This is a genomic window from Micromonospora sp. WMMA1976 (genome assembly GCF_027497335.1).
Taxonomy (GTDB): Bacteria; Actinomycetota; Actinomycetes; order Mycobacteriales; family Micromonosporaceae; genus Micromonospora; species Micromonospora aurantiaca.
This window is the reverse complement of the sequence record NZ_CP114912.1, coordinates 345,418-365,000: the sequence shown is the minus strand read 5'-3', so window position 1 is coordinate 365,000 and position 19,583 is coordinate 345,418. Positions and strand designations below refer to the sequence as shown.

22 protein-coding genes are annotated in these 19,583 nt (G+C 73.2%); 12 read left to right on the top strand and 10 right to left on the bottom strand.

Annotated features, from left to right (window positions below; genetic code table 11):
- Window positions 1-29 precede the first annotated feature (29 nt).
- Window positions 30-437: a CoA-binding protein gene (locus tag O7546_RS01805; protein WP_194798719.1), complete on the top strand. Its 408-nt coding sequence runs from the start codon at window positions 30-32 to the stop codon at window positions 435-437.
- Here O7546_RS01805 and O7546_RS01800 read toward each other — a convergent pair.
- Window positions 394-1,050 carry a TetR family transcriptional regulator C-terminal domain-containing protein gene (locus tag O7546_RS01800; protein ID WP_194798720.1) on the bottom strand — a complete coding sequence of 219 codons (657 nt, stop codon included), beginning with the start codon at window positions 1,048-1,050 and terminating at the stop codon, window positions 394-396. The two genes, O7546_RS01805 and O7546_RS01800, sit on opposite strands and share 44 nt — an antisense overlap.
- Window positions 1,051-1,138: 88 nt before the next feature.
- Between O7546_RS01800 and O7546_RS01795 the strand changes: the two genes are divergently transcribed.
- Window positions 1,139-1,792, top strand: coding sequence for a hypothetical protein (locus O7546_RS01795; RefSeq protein ID WP_194798721.1), 654 nt, complete (start codon window positions 1,139-1,141; stop codon window positions 1,790-1,792).
- A gap of 10 nt (window positions 1,793-1,802) precedes the next feature.
- Here the strand turns inward: O7546_RS01795 and O7546_RS01790 are convergent, their stop codons facing one another.
- On the bottom strand, window positions 1,803-2,999 hold the full coding sequence (locus O7546_RS01790) for an acyl-CoA dehydrogenase family protein (protein WP_194798722.1): 1,197 nt from the start codon (window positions 2,997-2,999) through the stop codon (window positions 1,803-1,805).
- A 172-nt stretch (window positions 3,000-3,171) separates the two neighbouring features.
- Here O7546_RS01790 and O7546_RS01785 point away from each other — a divergent pair, with 172 nt between their 5' ends.
- Complete coding sequence (locus O7546_RS01785) at window positions 3,172-3,573, top strand: DUF4190 domain-containing protein (protein WP_281600395.1); 402 nt, start codon at window positions 3,172-3,174, stop codon at window positions 3,571-3,573.
- Window positions 3,574-3,577: 4 nt separating this feature from the next.
- On the opposite strand, the gene O7546_RS01780 is transcribed toward O7546_RS01785, so the two are convergent.
- Window positions 3,578-4,429, bottom strand: coding sequence for an SDR family NAD(P)-dependent oxidoreductase (locus O7546_RS01780; RefSeq protein ID WP_030273642.1), 852 nt, complete (start codon window positions 4,427-4,429; stop codon window positions 3,578-3,580).
- 155 nt (window positions 4,430-4,584) lie between these two features.
- Here O7546_RS01780 and O7546_RS01775 point away from each other — a divergent pair, with 155 nt between their 5' ends.
- Window positions 4,585-5,124, top strand: coding sequence for a DUF4190 domain-containing protein (locus O7546_RS01775; protein ID WP_281600394.1), 540 nt, complete (start codon window positions 4,585-4,587; stop codon window positions 5,122-5,124).
- A 43-nt stretch (window positions 5,125-5,167) separates the two neighbouring features.
- Here the strand turns inward: O7546_RS01775 and O7546_RS01770 are convergent, their stop codons facing one another.
- A complete protein-coding gene (locus O7546_RS01770; RefSeq protein ID WP_135243191.1) occupies window positions 5,168-6,124 on the bottom strand; it encodes a CoA ester lyase in 957 nt (318 codons plus the stop codon).
- A 124-nt stretch (window positions 6,125-6,248) separates the two neighbouring features.
- Between O7546_RS01770 and O7546_RS01765 the strand changes: the two genes are divergently transcribed.
- The 3 genes from O7546_RS01765 to O7546_RS01755 all read left to right on the top strand — a co-directional run bounded on the left by O7546_RS01765 (window position 6,249) and on the right by O7546_RS01755 (window position 8,108).
- Entirely contained in the window at window positions 6,249-7,073 is an 825-nt protein-coding gene (locus O7546_RS01765; RefSeq protein WP_281600393.1) for an SDR family NAD(P)-dependent oxidoreductase, read from the top strand.
- 18 nt (window positions 7,074-7,091) lie between these two features.
- On the top strand, window positions 7,092-7,379 hold the full coding sequence (locus tag O7546_RS01760; RefSeq protein ID WP_194798726.1) for a hypothetical protein: 288 nt from the start codon (window positions 7,092-7,094) through the stop codon (window positions 7,377-7,379).
- Window positions 7,380-7,463: 84 nt separating this feature from the next.
- The gene (locus tag O7546_RS01755) at window positions 7,464-8,108 is read left to right on the top strand and encodes a hypothetical protein (protein ID WP_269696075.1); all 645 of its coding nucleotides are present in this window, start codon (window positions 7,464-7,466) and stop codon (window positions 8,106-8,108) included.
- Between the two features lie 3 nt (window positions 8,109-8,111).
- Here the strand turns inward: O7546_RS01755 and O7546_RS01750 are convergent, their stop codons facing one another.
- Window positions 8,112-10,247: an APC family permease gene (locus tag O7546_RS01750; protein WP_281600392.1), complete on the bottom strand. Its 2,136-nt coding sequence runs from the start codon at window positions 10,245-10,247 to the stop codon at window positions 8,112-8,114.
- Between the two features lie 113 nt (window positions 10,248-10,360).
- Window positions 10,361-11,317, bottom strand: a complete 957-nt coding sequence (locus O7546_RS01745; protein ID WP_269696073.1) for a DMT family transporter — start codon at window positions 11,315-11,317, stop codon at window positions 10,361-10,363.
- A gap of 108 nt (window positions 11,318-11,425) precedes the next feature.
- Between O7546_RS01745 and O7546_RS01740 the strand changes: the two genes are divergently transcribed.
- Window positions 11,426-12,121 carry an HAD family hydrolase gene (locus tag O7546_RS01740; RefSeq protein ID WP_194798730.1) on the top strand — a complete coding sequence of 232 codons (696 nt, stop codon included), beginning with the start codon at window positions 11,426-11,428 and terminating at the stop codon, window positions 12,119-12,121.
- A 58-nt stretch (window positions 12,122-12,179) separates the two neighbouring features.
- On the opposite strand, the gene O7546_RS01735 is transcribed toward O7546_RS01740, so the two are convergent.
- Window positions 12,180-12,713 carry a hypothetical protein gene (locus O7546_RS01735; protein ID WP_281600391.1) on the bottom strand — a complete coding sequence of 178 codons (534 nt, stop codon included), beginning with the start codon at window positions 12,711-12,713 and terminating at the stop codon, window positions 12,180-12,182.
- 10 nt (window positions 12,714-12,723) lie between these two features.
- Window positions 12,724-13,593, bottom strand: coding sequence for a PhzF family phenazine biosynthesis protein (locus O7546_RS01730; protein WP_194798732.1), 870 nt, complete (start codon window positions 13,591-13,593; stop codon window positions 12,724-12,726).
- A gap of 33 nt (window positions 13,594-13,626) precedes the next feature.
- On the opposite strand from O7546_RS01730, the gene O7546_RS01725 reads away from it, so the two are divergent.
- The 3 genes from O7546_RS01725 (at window position 13,627) to O7546_RS01715 (ending at window position 16,737) form a co-directional block, all read left to right on the top strand.
- Complete coding sequence (locus O7546_RS01725) at window positions 13,627-14,913, top strand: CBS domain-containing protein (RefSeq protein ID WP_194798733.1); 1,287 nt, start codon at window positions 13,627-13,629, stop codon at window positions 14,911-14,913.
- Window positions 14,906-15,514 carry a DUF1003 domain-containing protein gene (locus tag O7546_RS01720; protein ID WP_194798734.1) on the top strand — a complete coding sequence of 203 codons (609 nt, stop codon included), beginning with the start codon at window positions 14,906-14,908 and terminating at the stop codon, window positions 15,512-15,514. Before O7546_RS01725 ends, O7546_RS01720 begins: the two co-directional genes overlap by 8 nt.
- Before the next feature lie 74 nt (window positions 15,515-15,588).
- Window positions 15,589-16,737: an Mrp/NBP35 family ATP-binding protein gene (locus O7546_RS01715; protein WP_013473894.1), complete on the top strand. Its 1,149-nt coding sequence runs from the start codon at window positions 15,589-15,591 to the stop codon at window positions 16,735-16,737.
- Between the two features lie 155 nt (window positions 16,738-16,892).
- Here the strand turns inward: O7546_RS01715 and O7546_RS01710 are convergent, their stop codons facing one another.
- Window positions 16,893-17,309, bottom strand: a complete 417-nt coding sequence (locus O7546_RS01710) for a preprotein translocase subunit TatB (RefSeq protein WP_194798735.1) — start codon at window positions 17,307-17,309, stop codon at window positions 16,893-16,895.
- A 72-nt stretch (window positions 17,310-17,381) separates the two neighbouring features.
- Window positions 17,382-18,686: a trypsin-like peptidase domain-containing protein gene (locus O7546_RS01705; protein ID WP_194798736.1), complete on the bottom strand. Its 1,305-nt coding sequence runs from the start codon at window positions 18,684-18,686 to the stop codon at window positions 17,382-17,384.
- 290 nt (window positions 18,687-18,976) lie between these two features.
- On the opposite strand from O7546_RS01705, the gene O7546_RS01700 reads away from it, so the two are divergent.
- On the top strand, window positions 18,977-19,549 hold the full coding sequence (locus tag O7546_RS01700; RefSeq protein ID WP_013283868.1) for an O-methyltransferase: 573 nt from the start codon (window positions 18,977-18,979) through the stop codon (window positions 19,547-19,549).
- Window positions 19,550-19,583 lie beyond the last annotated feature (34 nt).

Below are 19,583 nucleotides of genomic sequence, written 5' to 3'. Positions count from 1 at the left end.
GTTCAAAGACGGGGCACTAGTCTCGGGGGATGCGTTCCGCACAGCAGATCCTCGCCGACTCCGCCGTGATCGCCGTCGTGGGTGCCTCCCGTGACCCGGGCAAGGCCGCGCACCGCGTACCGCTGGAGATGCAGCGGCACGGCTGGCGGATCATCCCGGTCAACCCGACTGTGGACGAGTTGTTCGGCGAGAAGGCGTACCCGACGCTCGCCGACATCCCGCACCCGGTCGACCTGGTCGACGTGTTCCGCCCGGCCCGCGACGCGGTCGACGTGGTCCGGCAGGCGGTGGCGATCGGCGCCCCGGCGGTGTGGTTGCAGCTCGGGATCTTCTCGGACGAGGCGCGCCGGATCGCCGAGGAGGCCGGCCTCGACTACGTCGAGGACAGGTGCCTCATCGTCGAGCGGGCCGCCGCCGGGCTGACTCGTCGCGGCTGACGGCACCGGGCGGCGGTTCGGGCCCGAAGATCAGGTCGAGCTGGGCGTCGAGCGCCGCCAGCGCGGTCTCCGGGGGGTAGTGGCCGCCGAGCACGTAGATGCCGAGGCCCTCCATCACGGCGAGCAGTCCGACCGCGGCCCGTTCCGGGTCCACCCGTCCGTCCGCGACGAGCGGTGAGCCGGCGGCGATCTGCCCGGCCACGAACGCCAGCAGCGCGGCCGTCTCGTCGTGCAGGGCGGCGGCCACGGCCGGCCGGACGGCGGTGTACGCGAGGAAGGCCAGGGCCACCCGCCCGTCCGCCCGCCGGTCCTCGTCCAGCGGCAGCAGCTCGGCCAGCATGGCGCGCAGCAGCGCCCGGGGCGCCGGCGTCGCGCCGAGCGGCTCGACCGCCCTCCGGATCCGGGCCTCGTTGCGGTCGCGCACCACTGCGAGCGCGAAGACCATCATCTCGTCCCGGGTGCGGAAGTAGTGCTGCACCATCCCGGGGCTGACCTCGGCCGCCGCGGCCACGTGACGCAGGCTGACCGCCTCCAGCCCCTGCTCGGCCGCGACCCGCATCAGTGCGTCGGCGATCAGCGCGCGACGCTCCCGGTGGTCGACCCGCTTCGGCATGCCCCCATGCTTTCACAATACGACTGCATTGACTCCCCATCGGCGCGCGTTTACATTGCAGTCGTATTGAAAAAGAGGGGGTGCGGTGATGGGACGGGCGATCCGGCTGGCACGGCGTGCGGTGGCGTACGAGTGGGGCATGTGGCGCAGCCTCGCCCGGTGGATCCTGCGCCGCCCGTATCCGGTCGCCCCGGGCGCGCAGACGTACGCCTACGTCGGAGGCGTGCAGCCGATCCTGCTGGCCTTCATCGCCCTGTCCACGATCGAGATCCCGATCCTCGACGTGATCCTGCGGCACACGGTCGACCAGCCGACAGTGCGGCACGCGGCCGTCGCGCTCGGCGTCTGGGGTGTGCTGTGGATGATCGGGCTGCTGGCCGCCCTCCGGATCCATCCGCACGTCGTCGACGACGTCGGCCTGCGGGTGCGCAACGGCGTCTCGGTCGACGTCACGATCCCGTGGGACGCGGTCGCCCGGGTGGCAATCCGCCGCCGGTCGCTGCCGTCCAGCCGGGCCGTCCAGTACGACGTGGACGACCCGGCGGTGCTCAACCTCGGCATCGGCAGCCAGACGGCGGTCGACGTGGTGCTGCGCGAGCCGCTGTCGGTGCGGCTGCCGAAGGGGCCGAGCGAGCCGGTACGGGAGATCCGGCTGTACGCCGACGACCCGACGGCGCTGGTCGAGCACGCGCGGCGGTACCTGCCCACCGCCGAGCAGGCCGCGCGCCGGCCCGAGCGGTGAGCCGGGGCCCCTACTGCTTGTACTGCTTGAGCAGGCCGCGCGAGATGATCGTCTTCTGGATCTCCGAGGTGCCCTCGCCGATCAGCAGGAACGGCGCCTCGCGCATCAGGCGCTCGATCTCGTACTCCTTGGAGTAGCCGTAGCCGCCGTGGATCCGGAACGCCTCCTGGACCACCTCGGCGCAGTACTCGGACGCGAGCAGCTTCGCCATGCCCGCCTCGACGTCGTTGCGCTGGCCGGCGTCCTTGAGCCGGGCCGCGTTGACCATGAGCGCGTGCGCGGCCTCGATCTTCGTACCCATCTCGGCGAGCTTGAACGCGACGGCCTGGTGCTTGGCGAGCGGCTGGCCGAAGGTGTGGCGCTGCTGGGCGTATGCGACCGCGAGTTCGAACGCCCGGATCGAGATGCCGCAGGCGCGGGCCGCGACGTTGACCCGGCCGACCTCGATGCCGTCCATCATCTGGTAGAAGCCGCGGCCGACCTTCTCCTCGCCGCCGAGCACGGCGGAGGCGGGCACCGTGACGCCGTCGAGCACCATCTCGGTGGTCTCGACGCCCTTGTAGCCCATCTTGTCGATCTTGCCGGGGATGGTGAGGCCGGGCGCGGTCTCGCCGAAGCCGGGCTCCTTCTCCAGCAGGAAGGTGCTCATGTTGCCGTAGACCGAGTCGGCCCCGGTGTCGGTCTTGACCAGGGTGGCGACCACCGAGGAGTACGCCCCGTTGGTGAGCCACATCTTCTGGCCGTTGAGGACGTAGTCGTCGCCGTCGCGCACGGCCTTCGACTTGATCGCCGAGACGTCGGAACCGCACTCCGGCTCGGACATCGAGAACGCGCCGCGCACCTCGCCGGTGGCCATCCGGGGCAGCAGCCGGGCCTTCTGGTCGGCGGAGCCGTGCTGCGAGATCAGGTACGCCACGATGAAGTGGGTGTTGACGATGCCGGAGATCGACATCCAGCCCCGGGACAGCTCCTCGACCACGAGCGCGTAGGTCAGCAGGGACTCGCCCAGGCCGCCGTACTCCTCGTCGATGGTGAGGCCGAACAGCCCCATCTCGCGCATGCCGTCGAGGATGTCGCTCGGGTACTCGTCGGCGTGCTCCAGCCGCTGCGCGTGCGGGATGATCTCCTTGTCGGCGAACTCCCGGACGGTTTCCAGGATCGACCGCTGCACGTCGGTCAGTCCGGGTGTCTGGGCGAGTCGGGCCATCTCAGCCTCCGGGGTCGGCGCCTTACTCATGGGTAACTGAACGCTCGGTCAGTATCGGCCCCGGGACCGGCCGCGCCAAGGTGACCAGTCCACACAACCGCTGTGAAAAGGTTCACCGCTGCGGGTAGCGTCCGCAAGTAAGAGGGCCGTTGACCTGGGGGAAGGGGCGCTTGTGACAGACGAGCAGCCACCGTCGCCGTACGAGCCGCCGTCGCACGGCCAGCCGTACGGACAGCCGGAGTACGGCCAGCAGCATCCGCAGTACGGCCACCAGCCCCCGTACGCCCCGCAGCCGCCCTACGGCCAGTACGGGCCGCCCGGACAGGGGCCGGGACCCCGTGGCACGAACGTGCTCGCCATCCTGTCGCTCGTCTTCGCGTTCGTCTTCGCGCCCGCCGGCATCGTCTGCGCCCACCTGGCCAAGCGGCAGATCCGGCAGACCGGCGAGGACGGCGACCAGCTCGCCACCTGGGGCCTGGTCCTCAGCTACATCTTCACCGCGATCGGCCTGCTCGTCTGCTGCGGCTGGATCGGGCTGGCGATCTGGGCCAACTCCGACAACGGCACCTACTGACGCCTCAGCGGAACTGCGCCTCCCGGACGCTGTTGCCGCCGTCGACCACAAGCATCTGCCCGGTGATGTACGACGCGGCCGGCGAGCAGAGGAACGCGATCGCCGCAGCCACCTCGTCCGGCGTGCCGGGACGCCCGACCGGCGTACCGAGGCCCTGCTTGATCTCCGCCATCGTGGACGCCGCGGTGTGGATGATGCCCGGCGCCACCGCGTTCACGGTCACCCCGTCGGCGATCATCTCCATCGCCAGCGCCCGGGTCAGCCCGACCACGCCGGCCTTGGCCGCCGCGTAGGCCGCCTCGGTGGGCAGCGCGTTGACCGGCCCGGCGGTGGCGGCCAGGTTGACGATCCGGCCCCAGCCCCGCTCGGCCATGCCGCCGATGAACGCCCGGCTGCACAGGAACGCGGTGGTCAGGTTGCGGTCGATCTCGCCGCGCCACTCGTCGTACGTCAGCTGGGCCACCGGCCGCAGCACCTCCGGGCTGGCCCGGCTGGCCAGGCCCGCGTTGTTCACCAGCACCTCCACGTCGCCGAGCTGCTCGGCCACCGCGTCGGCGAGCGCCCCCACCTCCGACTCGTCGGTGAGGTCGGCGACGAAACCGGTGACGCCCAGCTCGCCCGCGCGTTCGTGGATGCGCCTCGTGGTGGACACGATCGCCACCCGGGCGCCCAGGTCGGACAGCCGGCGCGCGGTCGCGTACCCGATGCCGTCCGGGCTGCCCGCGCCGGTCACCAGCGCGACCCGGCCGTCCAGGCGCATGGTGGCCGGTTCCGGCAGCGGTGCCGGCCGCTCGGAGTCGGCGGCGCCGACCGGCTCGCCGCCGCGCGGGCGCCGCACCGACCCCGGCCGGCTCATGTCCCGTCGCGACCGACCTCCACGCGCGTCAAGTGCCATGCCGAGGATCCTGCCCGGTGCCGACCCCACGGGCAACGCGGTGGCCGGAAAGGGGACGTCCGTGTCGCGCACGGGGTGGCTACCCTGAGCGCGACCACGTACCTGGAGATGATCAGATGACCTATCCCCCACCGCCCGGTGGCTGGCAGGATCCCTTGGCGGCCGGGCAGCAGTCGAGCCCGCCGGGCGTGCCGAGTCAGCCGGGCCCGGCCGACCCGTACGCGCAGGCCGACCCGTACGCGCAGGCCGACCCGTACGCGCCGGTCGCGGACCCGTACGCGGGCGCGAAGTCGCCCTACGCCCCGCCCGGCGGCGAGCAGTACGCGGCGCCGATGCCCGGCTATCCGGGTGCCTATCCCCCGCCCGGCGCCTATCCCGGTTATACGATGCCGGCGTCCCGCACGAACACGCTCGCCATCGTGGCGCTGGTGCTGTCGCTCGTCGGCTTCACCTCGTGCATCACCGCGCCGATCGGCGCGATCATGGGCCACGTCGCCCGCAAGCAGATCCGGGAGACCGGTGAGCAGGGCGAGGGCATGGCGAAGGCCGCAATCATCGTCGGCTGGATCCTGACCGCCCTGCTGATCGCCTTCATCATCTTCTACATCGCGATGATCGTGATCGCGGTCGGCGCCAGCAGCACCAGCAGCTACTGACGCGATCGGGCCGCCCCCGGCAGGGAGGCGGCCCGGCGCGCGGTCAGGACGCGGGCGGCGTGAACGTGGACGTGCGAGACATGCCGGCGGCGCGGCCCTTGGCGGCGATGACGAGGGCCATCTTGCGGGACGCCTCGTCGATCATCTCGTCGCCGAGCATCACCGCGCCGAGCTTCCCGCCCGCCTCCGAGGTGTAGTAGTCGTACGCGTCGAGGATCAGCTCGGCGTGGTCGTAGTCGGCCTGCGCCGGGGAGTAGACCTCGTTCGCGGCGTCGATCTGGCCGGGGTGCAGCACCCACTTGCCGTCGAAGCCCAGCGCCGCCGAGCGCTTGGCCACCTCGCGGAACGCGTCCACGTCCCGGATCTGCAGGAACGGGCCGTCGATGGCCTGCTTGTCGTGCATCCGCGCGGCCATCAGGATGCGCATCAGGATGTAGTGGTACGGGTCGCCCGGGTAGTCCGGGATCAGCGCGCCGACCACGAGCGACTTCATGTTGATCGAGGCCATGAAGTCGGCCGGGCCGAAGATGATCGTCTCGACCCGGGGCGAGGCGCCGGCGATGGCGTCCACGTTCACCAGCCCGGCCGCGTTCTCGATCTGCGCCTCGATGCCGATCCGGCCCACTTCCAGGCCGAGCGTCTTCTCGATCTGGGTGAGCAGCAGGTCCAGCCAGTGCACCTGCTCGGCGTTCTGCACCTTCGGCAGCATGATGCAGTCCAGGTTCGCCCCGGCGCCCTCGACCACCTCGATGACGTCCCGGTAGGTCCACGGCGTGGTCAGGTCGTTCACCCGGACCACGCGGGTCTTGCCCGTCCAGTCGCCCTCGTTCAGCGCGGCCACGATGTTCTTGCGCGCGTCCGGCTTGGCGAGCGGGGCGACCGCGTCCTCCAGGTCCAGGAAGACCTGGTCGGCGGGAAGGCCCTGGGCCTTGCCGAGCATTTTGACGCTGGAGCCGGGCACCGCCAGGCAGGATCGGCGGGGACGACCGACAGCGGTCATGGATGCGCTCCTTCCAGCGTCCGGCGCGGGTGCCGGCGCAGCGGTGGATTTCGAGAACTTAACGATCCCAAAGGGCGTGGTGACGCCACGGTAACCTCGTGCCGTGACCGGGGTGAATGGACCTGTGGAAGATCTCACTGAGCGTCGGATCGTGGTGCTGACCGGGGCGAGCTCCGGCATCGGGCTGGCCGCCGCCGAGGAGCTGGCGCGCCGCGGTGACCAGGTGGTGCTGGTCGGCCGCGACCCGGCCCGGCTGCGCGCCGCGGGCGAGCGGGTCCGCGAGTGCTGCGGCGAGCAGCCGGAGCTGTTCCGCGCCGACTTCGCGGTGCTCGACGACGTGCGCGGGCTCGCCGAGCGGCTGCGCGAGCGGTACGACCGGATCGACGTGCTCGCCAACAACGCGGGCGCGATCGTGCTGGAACCGATCACCACGGTCGACGGTTTCGAGCTGAGCATGCAGGCCAACCACCTCGCCCCGTTCCTGCTCAGCAACCTGCTGCGAGACCGGATCGGGCGGATGGTGGTCACCGCCTCGGACGCCCACCGCAGCGGCGTGCTCGACCCGGACGACCTCAATTCCGCGCTGCGCTCGTACCGGCCGTTCCGCGCGTACGGCACCAGCAAGCAGGCGAACATCCTGTTCACCGCCGAGGCCGCGCGGCGCTGGCCGGAGGTGCCGGCGCACGCCTTCCATCCCGGCGTGGTGCGGACCCGCTTCGGCAACGAGAGCCGGATCGTGGCGCTCGGCATGCGGCTGCTGCCGTTCCGCAGTCCGGAGAAGGGCGCGGAGACGCTGGTGTGGCTCGCCTGCCAGGATCCGTCCCGGCTGGCCGACGGCGGCTACTACGCGGACCGCAAGCCGCACCGGCCCCGGCCCAAGGCGGCCGATCCGGCACTGGCCGCCCGGCTGTGGACGGCCAGCGCGAAGGCCGTCGGGCTCGACGCCTGACGACACCGAGGGGGACACATGGCCACGGAGCAAGAGGTCCTGCTGGTCGCGCTCGTCGACCTGAGCGCCGACGTGGACGCCGGCCGACGGTACGAGGACGCGGTGCTGGCGCTGCTCGGCCGGCACCGCGGCCGGTTGGAACGCCGGCTGCGCACCGGGGACGGAGAGACCGAGGTGCACGTCATCCGGTTCGCCGCCCGCGCCGGGCTGGACGCGTTCCTTGTCGACCCGGACCGCGTCGCGCTGCGCGCCGAACTCGGCGACGCCGCACCCGCCACCCGGGTGCTGGAGGTACGCGACGTCTGAGCTGCCCCTTCTCCCTCACTTCATCACGCGGGGACGCCGAGAACAAGACTTGATCTTGGAGCTGGTCAGGCGCAGGGTCGGGGCATGGACTTCGATCCCCTGGCCACCGCCCGCCGCGCGCTCTGGATCGGCGGCGCGCAGTGGGCCGGCAAGACGACACTCGCGGTCACGTTGGCACTGCGGTACGGGCTGACCGCGTACCTCTACGACCGCCACGACGCGCGCGGGCACGACGACCGGCGGATCGCCGACCGGATCCGACGGGGTGAGCCGCCGGACGGCCCCGGCGCGGAGGCGACCTGGGTGACGACCGACCCCGAGCGGATGGCGGCCGAGACCCTCGCCGGGTTTCCGCGCCGTTTCGAGTGGGTGCTCGACGACCTGAGCGCGCTGGTGAGCGGCCGCCGGGTGGTCGCCGAGGGCTGGGGGCTGCGGCCCGAACTGGTCGCCCCGGTCGTCGAGTCGACAGGGCAGATGGTGGTGCTGGTGCCGACGCCGGAGTTCCGCGCGTACCAGGTGGAACGGCTGCCGCGGGCGACGGCCCGGCATCCCGGTGTGAGCGACCCGGAGCGGGCGTGGCGTCACCGGATCGCGCGCGACGAGCTGGTCGCCGCCGACGCGGTCGCCGGCGCCCGTTCGCTCGGGGTCCGCGTGATCGAGGTGGACCTCGGCCGGGACGCCGAGGCGGTCGCCGCGCTGGTCGCCGACCACTTCGCCGGATACCTCTGAGCGTCACCGCGACACGTGCACCGGGACGCTCGTGACCACCACGCCGGGCAGCGCCCGCAACGCCGCCCGTAGCCGCTGCTCGGCGCGGCTGTGCAGCAGCCGGTACCGCCGCCGGCGCAGCACCACCTCCGGCACGATCACGGTGAGCGTCAGGTCCGGGCTCGCGGCGTGCAGCGCCTCCAGGTAGTGCGCCAGCGGCCCGATCACCGACCGGTACGGCGACACGATCGTCTCCAGCTTCAGGTGGTCGCCCCAGGCCCGCCACTGTTCCCGGAACCGGTCCGCCTCGGCCTCCTCGGGCGCGAGGTGCACGGCGAGCGTCGGCCGCCCGAGTGAGGTCGCGTACGCCAGCGCGCGCAGCGACGCCCGGTTCAGCCGGGCCACCGGCACGATCACCAGGTGGCGTACCTGCTGGGGCAGTTCGTCGCACTCGGCGGGCGGCGCGGACGGCGGCGGATGCAGCGCCAGCGCGCGGTGCAGCCGGTCGTAGTGCCTGTGGATCCGGCGGAACAGCAGCACCAGCAGCGGCACGGCGAGCACCACCACCCACGCGCCCTCGGTGAACTTGGCGACCGCCGCAGTCAGCAGCACCAGCCCGGACAGCGCCGCGCCGACCGCGTTGAGCGCGAGCCGGCGTCGCCATCCCGGCCCCCGGCGGCGCCGCCAGTGCACCACCATCCCGGTCTGGGACAGCGTGAACGCGAGGAACACACCCACCGCGTAGAGCGGGATCAGCCGCTCGGTGTGCCCGCCGAACGCGACGAACACCACCGCCGCGGTCAGCGCCAGCGCCACCAGCCCGTTGCTGAACGCCAGCCGGTCGCCCATGTGCAGGAACCGGCGTGGCGCGTGCCCGTCCCGGGCCATGAAGAACAACAGCCGGGGGAAGTCGTTGAACGCCGTGTTCGCGGCGAGCAGCAGGATCAGCGCGGTGGTGGCCTGGAGGATCGCGTACCAGGGTCCGCTCGGGAAGGTGACCCGGCCGAGCTGGGACAGCAGCGTCTCGTCCGCCCGGGGCACCAGTCCGTCGAGGTGGATCAGCCCGATCAGGCCCGCGAACAGCGTCACCAGCATGGCGACCATCCAGCCGAGCGTGGTGCGGGCGTTGCGCCACTCGGTCGGGCGGAACGCGGGCACCGCGTTGGAGACCGCCTCGATGCCGGTCATCGACACCGCGCCGGAGGAGAAGGCCCGCAGCACCAGCAGCAGGCCCAGGCCCTCGGCTGCGGGCACCGAGGGCGGCGACAGCGGCGCGAAACCCCGCGAGGCGGCCTTCGCGTAACCGACCGCCAGCACCGCGACAAGCACCACCACGAACGCGTACGTGGGCAGCACGAAGATGTTCCCCGCGGTGCGTACGCCGCGCAGGTTCCCGGCGAGCAGCACGACGATCACCAGCACCCCGAGCGGCACCGCCCACGGATCGAGCCCTGGTAGCGCCGAGGTGACCGCGTGCACCCCGGCCGCCACCGACACCGACACGGTCAGCACGTAGTCGAGCATCAGCCCGGCCGCGGCGGCGAGTCCCGGCGTACGCCCGAGGTTGTCCCCCGCGACGATGTACGAGCCGGCACCGTGCGGGTAGGCCGGGATGGTCTGCCGGTAGGAGAGGCCGACCGCGATCATCAGCAGCACCAGTACGGCGGCGAGCGGCAGGGCCAGTCCGAGCGCGGCGCTCCCGGCCAGCACCAGCACCGCGAGCATCGCCTCCGGCCCGTACGCCACGGAACTGAGCAGGTCCGACGAGAGCACCGGCAGCGCGACGAGTTTGCGCATCCGCTCGTACAGCACCGACGCGCTGGACAGCGGCGGCCCGAGCAGCGCCCGGCGGGCCCGGGCGGCGGCCCGGCCGGCCCGGTCGCCGGGCAGGTCCGCCGCACCGGTGGCGACCAGCTCGTCCGGCTGCGCCACGGTGAACATGTCGATCGGCGCGAGCCGCCCGAACCGGGTCGGCGCCGGGTGGTGGTCGTGCCGTCCCAGCGTCGGGTCCACCGGCAGGTCGTCGGCGCGACGCGGGCCGCGCCAGCGCTCGCCGATCCGGCCGAGCGCCGCGCGTTCCTCGTCGTCGAGCGGCGGGAACTCGGCCGAGGGCGTGACGACGGTGCCCGTCTCCGCCGCGTCGTCCCGGTCCGCTCCCACTCTGAGCACTTTCGTGCAAACCGGACGGCCCGGTGGCCGGAACGGCGCGACTTCGCCCCGACCGGCGCGGCGGCCGGCTCGCGGCCGCGAGTGCCGCGGTCGAGGCCCGTCGCTCAGTCGCCGAGCGGGGTCGGGTCGGCGGGGGCCGCGACCGGTGCGGCACGGCGACCGGCCCGCGCCCCGCCGAGCACCACCACCGCCACGCCGGCCAGCAGCAGCGCCAGGCCCGGCAGCGCCAGCGGCCGGGGCAGCTGCCCCAGCCACACCCAGCCGATCAGCGCCGCGCCGGGCGCCTCCAGCAGGATCAGCACGCTCACAGTGGTCGCCGAGACCCGGTGCAGGGCGTAGTTGAACATCGAGTGGCCGAGCAGTTGGGCGCCCGCCACCAGGCCGAGGATCGCCAGCCAGGTCGGGCCGTCGAAGCCGTGCAGGCGTACCCCGCCGACCAGGCACACCACGAGCAGGATCACCGCGCAGACGCCGTAGCAGACGGTGGTGTAGGTGGTGGTGCTGATGCTGGCCCGGGCCCGCTCGCCGAACGCGGTGTAGACGGCCGCGAACAGGCCGCCGACCACGGCGAGCAGGTCACCGGCGAACGCCCGGCCGGAGACGCCGAAATCGGCGCCGGTGGCGAGCACCGCGCCGAGCACCGCCACCCCGATGCCGGCCCACACCGCCCTCGGCAGCCGCCGCCCCTGCCCGCGGGCGATCAACCCCTGCCACACCGGCTGCGTGGCGCCGAGCGCGGTCGCGGCCGCCACCGAGGTGAGCTGCGCGCTCGGCATCCAGGTGGCGAAGTGGGCGGCAAGGGCGACCCCGGAGAGTACGCAGTAGAGCCCTTCGCGCCGGCCCGGGCCGACGGTCAGCGCGCGGAGTTCGGCGCGCCGCCGGATCAACGCGACCGGGCCGAGGACCGCCGCCGACAACGCGGTACGCCAGAACGCCACCGCCAGCGCCGACGCGGCGGCGAACGCCACGAGCGGCGCCGAGGACGAGACCGAGGCGACGGCCAGGGCGAGCGCGCCGACCGTCAGCGCGTCGAGCGGCGGGCGATGCGGAACGGTAGGCACGAACGGTAATCCTCACACGGGCACCCGACCGACACGGAACGTCAGCACTCCGTTACGATCATGCGCGTCCCGGCGATCCTCCCCCTCGACGTCCGGAGGCGTTCCCTCATGCTCCGATTCCAGGCGGTGCTGTTCGACTTCTTCGGCACCCTGACTCACGGCGTACGGCGCGGAGCCGCCCACCGCGCCACCGCCGACATGCTCGGCTGCTCCACCGAGGCCCTGGTGGAGGTGCTGGACAGCAGCTTCTACGAGCGGGCCAGCGGCTCCTTCGGGAACGCCGAGTCGACGATGCGCTGGGTGTGCGCCCGGCTCGGCGTACACCCGTCCGACGCAACCGTGCGCGCCGCCGTCGCCACCCGGCACCGGGCCGTACGCGCCGACACCCGGCTGCGTGCGGAGGCGGTGCCGGTGCTGGCCGCGTTGCGCCACCGGGGCGTCCGTACCGGGCTGGTCAGCGACTGCACGCACGAACTGCCGGCGTTCCTGCCGCAGCTCGCCGTCGCACCGCTGCTCGACGCCCAGGTCTTCTCGGTACGCCTCGGACGCTGCAAACCGGACCCGGCGCTCTACCTGGCCGCGTGTTACCGGCTCGGCCAGTCCCCGGCCGACTGCCTCTACGTCGGGGACGGCGACAGCCAGGAACTGACCGGCGCGGAACGGGCCGGGCTGAGCGCGGTTCGGCTGGCCGCGCCGGATCTCGCCGACCACGTGGTCCTCAACGCCGACCACGGCTTCGACGGGCCGTCGCTGACCTCACTGACGGACGTGCTCGACCTGCTCGACCCGGTCCCCGTCGCCTGACCCGGCTCAGCGGCCGCGACCCGCTCGCTGGACGCGGCTCGGCCCGTCGGGCGCGGCGTCAGCGGCGGCGGACGCGGTGCAGGCGGAACGGCTTGCGGACGGCCCGCACCACAGGGGCCGGTCGGGGCTGCTCACTCAGCGAGCCGTCCGGCAGGTCCGCGCCGGTCACCGCGGTGCCGGCGGGCGCGAGCCGGTTGAGCGCGCACCCCTGCGCCGCCCACCGCTCCACCAGCTCGGCGGCGGCGCCCGAGGCGTTGAGCCGCTTCGCCGCGACCAGCGGCGCGACGGTGTCCCACTCCTCGGTGCCGGGTCGCAGCCGGGTCACCCGCGCCGGCCAGGTGACGATCCGCCCGCCGTGGTCGCCGCGCAGCGTCACGTCAGCCGTGTCGCTGTCGGCGAGCCCTGGTGCGGCCTGCTCGCCGGGGCCGGTGACCACGAGCAGGGTGCCCTCCAACGGCAGGCACCACAGCGCGTAGGCCGGGCCACCGGCGGTGCTCACCCAGCAGACCGCGGCCTTCTTCACCGCCTCGTCCACAAGCGGCGGCGTCACCCGCTCGTCCACCTCGTCACTCACCCCGCCATCCTGCCCCATCCCTCGCGGGTCAGCCGATGAACGGGGGGACGGTGATCTCGCCTCGGGCCACCGGCATGACCTGGCCGGAGACGGTCGCGCCCACCGCCAGCCCGCCGGACGCGGTCACCGTGCAGGCGAGCGTCGACGGGCGGTTGATCTCGATGCCCTGCCGGACCGTGTACTCCGCGCGGCCCTCGCCGGGCAGCAGACCGCTGGCGACCAGCCACACGCCCAGTCCCAGGGCGGCCGAGCCGGTCGCCGGGTCCTCCGGTACGCCGAGCCCCGGCACGAAGACCCGGGCGTGCGCGGTTTGCGAATCGGGCTCCCAGGAGAAGAGGCTGACGTGCTCCACTCCGTACCGCTGCGCCGCCGTCGTGTTCAACCGTGCCCGGGCCACCGCGTCCGGGCGTACCGGAAGGTAGGGGAATTCGAGGCCGCACCCGGCGACCCGCGGTGGCGGGCCGACGTGGTCGGGGCCGGTGAGGCCGACCATCTCCAGCAGCGGCTCCGGGTCGAGTTCCGGGCCGAGCGTGGGCGTGCCGCCGGTGAGCGTCGCGCCGGTGGCTGTCACCTCGATCGGCAGGACGCCGGCGCCGCACTCCTGGGTGATCCGGCCGGCGCCGAAGACGCCGCGCCGGCTCGCGGTCACCGCCGCGCCGACGCTCGGGTGCCCGGCGAAGGGCAGCTCGTCGGCCGGGGTGAAGATCCGGGCCCGGTAGGTGGCGCCCACCTGCGTCGGCGGCAGCACGAAGACCGTCTCGGACAGGTTGAACTCCAGCGCGAGCGCCTGCATCTGCTCGGTGGCCAGCCCTTCCGCGCCGAACACCACGGCCAGCGGGTTGCCGGCGAACGGGCGGTCGGTGAAGACGTCCACGATCTCGTAGCCCAAGGTCGACATGTTGTTAGAGACTAGGCCCTTAGGCTGGTGGCCGTGAGCACGCCGAACCGGGTCTACCTCGCTCGACTCGCCGGAGTCGCCGTTTTCGACCCCAACGGCGACCAGGTCGGCCGCGTCCGCGACGCGGTGGCCCGGATGCGGGCGACCCAGCGACCGCCGGAGGTGGTCGGTCTGGTCGCCGAGATGCCGATGCGGCGGCGCATCTTCCTGTCCATCAACCGGATCACCTCCATCGACACGGACGCGGTGGTGCTCGGCAGCGGCACGCTCAACCTGCGCCGGTTCGAGAAGCGCCCGAACGAGCTGCTGGTGCTCCAGGAGCTCCTGGACCGCCGGGTCCAGCTCGACAGCGGGCAGGCCGGCTCGGTGGTGGACGTGGCGATGGAGTCCAGCCGCGGCGGCGAGTGGGCGCTGAGCCGCGTCGCCGTGCGCGAGCACACCGGCCGGCTCACCCGCCGCGGCCACCTCCACCAGGTCGACTGGGACCGGGTCCGCGGGCTGGGCGCGGTCGGCGACAACCGGGGTACGGCGAACCTGCTCGCCGTCCTGGAGGACATGCGCCCGGCCGACCTGGCGAACGCCCTCCAGGATCTGCCCGACGCCCGGCGCAACGAGGTGGCCGCCGCGCTCGACGACGAACGCCTCGCCGACGTGCTGAGCGAGCTGCCCGAGCGCGACCAGGTGGAGATCCTGGCCGCGCTGGACCGTCAGCGCGCCGCCGACGTGCTGGAGGAGATGGAGCCGGACGACGCGGCCGACCTGCTGAACGAGCTGCCCCCGCCGGAGCAGGACGTGCTGCTGGACCTGATGGAGCCGGACGAGGCCGACCCGGTACGCCAGTTGCTGCGCTACGCCTCCGGCACCGCCGGCAGCGTGATGACCTCGGAGCCGGTGATCCTGCCGCCGGACGCCACGGTGGCCGAGGCGCTGGCCCGGATCCGGGAGGCTCAGCTGTCCCCCGCGGTGGCGGCACAGGTCTTCGTGGCCCGTGCTCCGCTGACCACGCCGACCGGCCGCTACCTGGGTATGGTGCATTTCCAGCGGTTGCTCCGCGAACCGCCGGCCGACCTGCTCGGCGGCATCGTGGTGAACGACATCGACCCGCTGCGCACGTCGACGCCGCTGCCCGAGATCACCCGCCGGATGGCCACGTACGACATGGTCGGGATGCCGGTGGTGGACCGGAACAACCGGCTGGTCGGCGCGGTGACAGTGGACGACGTGCTGGACCACTCCCTGCCGCGCGACTGGCGGGACCGGGACGCGGCCTCCCCCTCGTCCGCCACCGACGACGGCACCCTGGACGGCGACGATGAGTGATCAGCGACGCGGCGACCGGCTCGACCAGCCGCGCGCCCCGCGGAGCCTGCACCTGCCGCGGATCGACGCGGAGACGTTCGGCCGCTGGGCCGAGGGCATCGCCCGGGGCATGGGTACGGCGAACTTCCTCGTCTACATGACGCTGATCCTGGTGGCCTGGTTCCTGTGGAACACGCTGGCGCCGGCGAATCTGCGCTTCGACCCGTACACCTTCACGTTCCTGACCTTGATCCTCTCCCTGCAGGCGTCGTACGCGGCGCCGCTGATCCTGCTCGCGCAGAACCGGCAGGCGGACCGGGACCGGATCGCGCTGGACGAGGACCGGCGGCGGGCCACGCTGCAGAAGGCCGACACGGAGTACCTGGCCCGGGAGATCGCCGCGCTGCGGATCGCGATGGGTGAGGTGGCGACGCGGGACTTCCTGCGCTCGGAGCTGACCCGGCTGGGTGAGGAGCTGGACGAGGCGGCCGAGCGGCGGCGCAAGCTGGAGCGGCGGCAGCAGGAGCGGGAGGGCCGCCGGACGGGCGGCGGCGAGCCGCTGGACGAACCCCGGGACGATCTTGACGGCGACTACGCGCGGGACGGCCGCTACGAGGGCTGACCGCGGCCATCGAATCGCTCACACCGCCCCCGCCAGCGGCGGTGGCCGATGACCCGCGACGTAGCATTGCGGGCATGTCAGCACCCGTCAGCACCGTCTCCGACGCGATCCAGGCCGCCCTGGCCACCGTCAACGACCCGGAGATCCGCCGGCCGATCACCGAACTCGGCATGGTCCAGTCCGCCGAGCGTGGCGAGGACGGCGTGGTCCGGGTGGAGCTGCTGCTCACCGTGGCCGGCTGCCCGCTGAAGGACAAGCTGCGCAGTGACATCACCGCCGCCGTGGGCGCGGTACCCGGCGTGAGCGGTGTCGAGATCATCTTCGGGGTGATGAGCCCGGAGCAGCGCCAGGAGCTCCAGTCGAAGCTGCGCGGTGGCGGCGCCACCGCCGAGCCGGTGATCCCGTTCGCCCAGCCGGGCTCGCGGACCCGGGTCTACGCGGTCGCCAGCGGCAAGGGCGGTGTCGGCAAGTCCAGCGTCACCGTCAACCTGGCCGCCGCACTGGCCTCGCGCGGCCTGTCGGTGGGCGTGGTGGACGCGGACATCTACGGCCACTCGGTGCCGCGGATGCTCGGCGCCGACGGCGCGCCGACCCGCGTCGAGGACATGATCATGCCGCCGCAGTCGCACGGCGTGAAGGTCATCTCGATCGGCATGTTCACCCCCGGCAACGCCGCGGTGGTCTGGCGCGGGCCGATGCTTCACCGGGCGCTTCAGCAGTTCCTCGCCGACGTCTACTGGGGTGACCTGGACGTCCTGCTGCTCGACCTGCCGCCGGGCACCGGCGACATCGCGATCTCGGTGGCCCAGTTGCTGCCGAACGCGGAGATCCTCGTCGTCACCACGCCGCAGGCGGCCGCCGCCGAGGTGGCCGAGCGGGCCGGCGCGATCTCGCTGCAGACCCACCAGCGGGTGGTCGGCGTGATCGAGAACATGTCCTGGCTGGAGATGCCGGACGGTTCCCGGATGGAGGTCTTCGGGGCCGGTGGCGGCGCGGCGGTGGCCGAGTCGCTGACCCGCACGATCGGCGCGCAGGTGCCGGTGCTGGGGCAGATCCCGCTGGACACCCGGGTCCGCGAGGGCGGCGACGCCGGTCAGCCGATCGTGCTGGCGCAGCCGGACGCCCCGGCCGCGAAGGCCCTGTTCGAGGTCGCCGACCGCCTGGCCGTACGCCGCGAGTCGCTGCTCGGCAAGCCCCTGGGCCTCAAGCCCGCCGGCCGCTGACCCCGCCTCCGCTCCCGCCGCTCCCCGTCCCCGGGCCGGCCCGGGGACGGGGCCGGGGTCGATCATGAGGTTGACGGTCGCCGGGGCGGCGTGTCGCGCCGTCAACTTCATGATCGACGGCGCGATCGGGGGACGATCGGCGGGAGGGCGCTCGGTCAGGTGGCGTCGTCGTAGGACGGGCGGGGGGCCGGCGGCGCGGGGGTGGGGGTGCTGGTCGCCACGCTCGGGGTACGCAGGTCGGCGGCCTTGGCGACGTCCTTCAGCTCGTCGTGCACGCCTGTGACGTCCGAGCGCAGGTTGTCGTACATGCTCTGCAGCGGCTTGCGGATCGCCTGCTCGTCGTCCTCGCTGAGCAGGTGCTTGCGGATGAACGCCTTGGGGTGCAGATCCTCCAGCTGGATGTCCGTACCCAGCTCGCGGCTCAGGTCACCGGTCGCGTTGCGCGCCATGTTGCGCAGGTTGCGGACCATGCGGAGGCCGTCGCTGATCACGTTGGGCAGCCGATCGCCGAAGATCAACAGCGCCAGGAGCAGCAGGACGCCGATCTCCCACCAGTTCAGGTTCTCGAACACCGCGGCCTCCTCGTCCGTGTCAGGGCCAGACTACGCACGTCAGGTGACCATCGGGGAGGGGGTGACGGGTCCTCACTTCGCATCCGCGGCGAGCGTCACCGACGCGTTCTGCCGCGCCGACCCGCGCCGGTACTCGACTGTCACCACGGAACCGGGTGCGTACTTGCGCACCAGGGCCACCAGGTCGGTCGGATCGGTCATCGGATGGCCGTCCAGCCGGAGCACCACGTCCCCGGTACGCAGTCCGGCCGCCGCCGCCGGACCCGCCGGCTCGACCGCGTTGAGGCGTACCCCGCCGCCGGTGGCGCCGGTGCCGCCCACCTGGGCGCCGATCACCGTACGCCGGGCCTTGCCGGTGCCGATGATGTCCTCGGTGATCCGCTTCGCCTGGTTGATCGGGATGGCGAAGGCGAGGCCGATGTTGCCCGCCTCCTGCCCGTCGGCCACCAGCGACTTGATCGTGGAGTTCACGCCGACCACCCGCCCGGCGCCGTCCACCAGCGGGCCGCCCGAGTTGCCGTGGTTGACGGCGGCGTCGGTCTGGATCGCCGCGTAGTAGCGGGTCGGCCCGCCCGGCTCGCCGGCCTGCATGGTCCGGTCCAGCGCGCTCACGATGCCGGCGGTGACGGTGTTGGCGAGCGACAACGGCGACCCGATGGCGAGCACCGGGTCACCGACCGCGAGCGCGTCGGAGTCGCCGAACTGCACCGGGGTCAGCCCGCTGCGCGAGACCTTGATCACGGCGAGGTCCGACTCCGGATCCTGCCCGACCACGGTGCCGGCGGCGGTGCTGCCGTCGTTGAACACGACGGTGGCCTTGCCGGGGCCGTCGGCGACCACGTGGTCGTTGGTGACGATGTGGCCCTCGCTGGTCACCACGAAGCCGGAGCCCTCGCTGGTGCCGCCGAGGCTGACCACCCGGATGGTGACCACGCTGGGCAGGACCCGCTCGGCCACCCCGGCCAGCGACTCGGGCTTGCGCTGGGCCAACGCCGGGGCCTGGCCGGACTGCGCGCCGATCGTCGGCACGTCACCGCCGCGCAGGAACGCGTACGTCAGGGCGCTGCCCAGCGAACCGGCCAGCAGGGCCGTGACCAGGGAGATCAGCACCACCTGGCGCATCCCCGGCCGGGCCGGCAGGTCCGGGTCGGTGACCGGTTCCGGCTCCCCCGCCCCCGGTGCCGGCGCCGCCGGAACCACCACGGCGGCGGGCGCGTACGGGTCGCGCCAGGGGTCGGCCAGCGCGTCGGACCACCACGGCGACGCCGTCCGACCCGACGCGTCCTGCGGCGGTCGTCCGGACGCCGGCCCACCCGGCACCGGCGATCCGCCGGGCCGCCGCCAGTCCCAGCCGTCGGTCACGTCGGTGCCTCCCACTTCGTCCCGCTGGCCCCGCGCCGGCGGCCGGCGGAGCCGGACGACAGTGACGCGCGGGACCCATCCAGGATTACACGGATGACGCGAACGGGGTCAGGGGTTGCCCTCCGTGAGCACTCCACGGCGGACTCGCGGCTGCGCCGCTACCGGCCCGCCTCTACGCTCACAGTGCATACCGCCCCTCGCACCAGTCCGCCCCTCGGAGGTGTCCCATCGCCACGGTCGCCGGTCACGGCAGTTCGACGGCCCAGGCGCTCCACTTCGCCGAGTCTTTCGTCACCGAGGATCTCGTGCTGCGCACGGCCCGCGCCCTCGCCCACGAGGTGGGGGTGGAGGCGGTCACGCCCGGGTCGGGTGCCGCGCTGCGGCTGCTCGCCGCCGCCGGCAACGCCCGGGCGGTGGTGGAGATCGGCACCGGCACCGGGGTGAGCGGCGTGTGGCTGCTGCGCGGCATGCGCCCCGACGGTGTGCTCACCACGATCGACGTCGAGGTCGAATACCAGCGCATCGCCCGGCGGCTGTTCCAGGAGGCGGGCTTTCCGTCGGGGCGTACCCGGATCATCACCGGCCGGGCCCTCGACGTGCTGCCGCGGCTCGCGGACGGCGCCTACGACCTGGTCTTCGTGGACGCGGTAGCGACCGGCTTCGCCGCGTACGTGGACGCGGCGCTGCGGCTGCTGCGCCCCGGCGGCGTGCTCGCGCTCAACGGCGCGCTGGCGGCCGGCCGGATCGGCGACCCGGCCGCGCGGGACGCCGAGACGGTCACCGTGCGGGAGACCATCAAGGCGATCCGCGAGTCGGAGCACTGGGTGCCCGCGCTGCTGCCGGTCGGCCACGGCCTGCTCGCCGCCGTGAAGGCCTGACGAGGCCGGCTCAGCCCAGCGTGCCCTGCACGCC